Source organism: Pseudomonas sp. P5_B2 (assembly GCF_056400445.1).
The window spans coordinates 1-3,040 of record NZ_JBFULH010000493.1; the positions used below are offsets into that span (position 1 = coordinate 1).

Consider the following 3,040-nt stretch of genomic DNA (forward strand, 5'->3'; position numbering starts at 1 on the left):
GGCTTAGGCCGGGCTTTTCTTTGTCTGCGATTTGGGTCTTCGATTTGGTGAAATGGAGTGATTCAGGCAGCTTTACGCTGATTGATCCGCCGTCATCGCAGGCAAGYCGTGCTCCCACTGGGATTGAGTTGCACAGGCTGCGACCGCACCGATCACGAGAATAGCTGGGCTTTTCAACTCGAAGGCACAGGCATCTTCTTCCATCGCCATCAGGCTACTCCGACATTCCCGTTGATGCGGCAACGATGCATTTTCAATCATCGCTACCGGCGTATCGGCTGCCATTGCGCCAGCCAGCAGTTGCTCACGGATCTCGCTGAGCTTGGCCACACCCATGTAAATCACCAGTGTCGTGCCACTTTGTGCCAGCGCTTGCCAGTTAAGGCTGCTGCCATCCTGTGTGTGGGCGGTGACCAGCGTTACCCCTCGTGCCACGCCGCGCAGGGTCAAGGGAATATCGCATTGCGTCGCGCCAGCCAACCCGGCAGTGATGCCATTGACCAGCTCAACCTCGACACCACGCTCACGCAACCACTGAGCTTCTTCACCGCCACGCCCGAAGATGCACGGGTCGCCACCCTTGAGCCGAACCACGCATTTGCCGTGGCGGGCATAACGCAGCATCAGGCGATGAATGAACTCTTGCGGAGTAGAGCGACAGCCGCCGCGTTTACCCACGGGAATAATCCGCGCGCCGCAGCAGTGCTCCAGCACCGCGTCGTTGACCAGATCGTCGATCAGCACCACATCCGCTTCTCTCAAAGCCCGAACAGCTTTGAGCGTCAGCAATTCAGGGTCACCGGGACCCGCACCCACCAGCCAGACTTTTGCGCTCATAGTGTTTTCCTCACGAGATGGCGGCTTGCGGCTGCGCGGTGGCGGCCAGCAAACGCTTGATTTCCGGGACGCAGGAGCCGCATTGCGTGCCGCAACCCAATTCTTGTTTCAACCCCTGCAAGTCCAGGCCACGGCGGATGCCGGTGCAGACGGCGTTTTGGCTGACGTTTTTGCAATTGCACAGGGTTTTGTTGCCGACCGCTTCGGCGTCCACCTGGCCCGGTGGGGCACTCAGTGGCGCGAGCAGCCAGCGCCGTAGCTGTTCATCGGCGCGACCTTCGAGCCATAGGTTCTGCAGCCAGTGTCGGGCGAGGGTTTCACCTGCCAAACGGATCGCAGTGATCCGGCCGTTCTCGATCCGCACCCGCTTACCGATTGAGCGCCGGGGGTCGTCGTAGGCCAGGACCGGTCCGTCATTGAGTCCCAGGCATTGATCGATTTCCCGCAGCAGTTGCGGATCAGGCGCGGTGGCGCTGGCAGCGCGTATCAGCAGTGCAGGGCGTTCACGGCCGGCAAGGCTGAGGCTGACGTAGGAAAACGTCTCGCAGAGGGGTCGTAGCGTCTCAAAGTGCTGTTGGACATCGCCCTCTATCAGCGCGAAAAGGTGCCAAGGCAACTGGACCGGTTCGAGGCGCACGCCGCTGTGTTTCAGCTCCGGTTGTTTCGACAACGGGTCGAAGGCGGGGAGCGTGAGAGTGTTTATGCCGCCCTTAAGAAAACGGTCGCCAAAATGCATCGGCAAAAAGGCTTGGCCCGGACGCACACTGTCATCGCTGGTGACCGGCACGATCACCGCGCCGCGCCGGCTTTTCAGGCTGATCAGATCACCCGTTTGCAGGCGATGCCGGCGCAATTCATCGGGGTGCAGGCTCAACACGGCCTCACTGACATGACCGAACAACTGTGAGGCGGTGCCGGTGCGGCTCATGCCGTGCCATTGATCCCGCAGGCGACCGGTGATCAGCGTCAGTGGGAAGCGTGCATCCCGTTGTTCCTTGGCGGCGCGATACGGATCGGCCACGAACTGCGCGCGGCCACTGGCGGTCGGGAAAATACCGTCCAGATACAACCGGGCGGTGCCTGCGCTTGAACCCGTAGGAAAAGGCCATTGTTGCGGACCGATTTTGTCGATCAGCGCATGGCTGATTCCAGACAAATCCAGATCGCGGCCACGCGTCAGCTGTTTGTATTCATCGAAGACCTGCGCCGGTGTTTCAAAGGCAAACAGGCTGGTCGCTTCCGGACGCAGACGTTCCTCCAGACGCTGTGCGAAATCCACCGTGATCGCCCAGTCCGGGCGCGCTTCACCCGGTGCGACAATCGCCCGGCGGACGTGGGAAATACGCCGTTCGGAGTTGGTGACCGTACCGTCCTTTTCGCCCCAACTGGCAGCCGGCAACAACAGGTCGGCAAACCTGGCGGTTTCAGTAGTGCGGAAAGCCTCCTGCAACACCACGAACGGGCACGTTTCCAAAGCCGCGCGCACGGCGGTTTGATCGGGTAGGGACTGAGCTGGGTTGGTACAAGCAATCCACAAGGCTTTGATCTTTCCGCTGCCCACCTGCTCAAACAACTCGATGGCGCTCAGCCCTGGGTTTTCCGGCAGTTGATCAACGCCCCAGTAAGCCGCCACTTCGGCACGGTGTTCCGCATTGGCGGCATCGCGATGCCCCGGCAGCAAGTTGGACAGACTGCCGGTTTCGCGCCCACCCATGGCATTCGGCTGACCGGTCAACGAGAAAGGTCCTGCACCCGGACGGCCAATTTGCCCGGTCGCCAAGTGTAAATTGATCAGTGCGCTGTTTTTTGCGCTGCCGGCGGTGGACTGGTTCAGCCCCATGCACCACAACGACAGGAAACTCGGTGAAGTACCGACCCACTCGGCGCATTGCTGCAGTTGTTCGATGCTGATGCCACACAGCTGCGACACCATCTGCGGTGTGTAATCGCGCACCAGGCTCTTCAACTCGGCCAGGCCTTCGGTATGGGCCTTGATGTAGTCGCGGTCGACCCAGTCTTCCCACAGCAACAGGTGCAAAATCCCATGGAACAAGGCGACATCGGTCCCCGGAAGAATCGCCAGGTGCAGGTCAGCCAAATCGCAGGTGTCGGTGCGACGCGGGTCGATGACGATGACTTTCATCTGTGGCCGGCGGGATTTGGCTTCTTCCAATCGGCGAAATAGTACCGGGTGGGCGTAGGC

The 3,040-nt window shown here is 60.6% G+C and carries 2 protein-coding genes; both read right to left on the bottom strand.

The window, feature by feature from the left end; genetic code table 11:
- Positions 1 to 72: 72 nt before the first annotated feature.
- Positions 73 to 837 carry a uroporphyrinogen-III C-methyltransferase gene (gene cobA, locus AC1DRJ_RS22870; protein WP_477804150.1) on the bottom strand — a complete coding sequence of 255 codons (765 nt, stop codon included), beginning with the start codon at positions 835 to 837 and terminating at the stop codon, positions 73 to 75.
- A 10-nt stretch (positions 838 to 847) separates the two neighbouring features.
- A partial coding sequence (locus AC1DRJ_RS22875; RefSeq protein WP_477804151.1) for a nitrate reductase occupies positions 848 to 3,040 on the bottom strand: 2,193 nt, incomplete at its 5' end.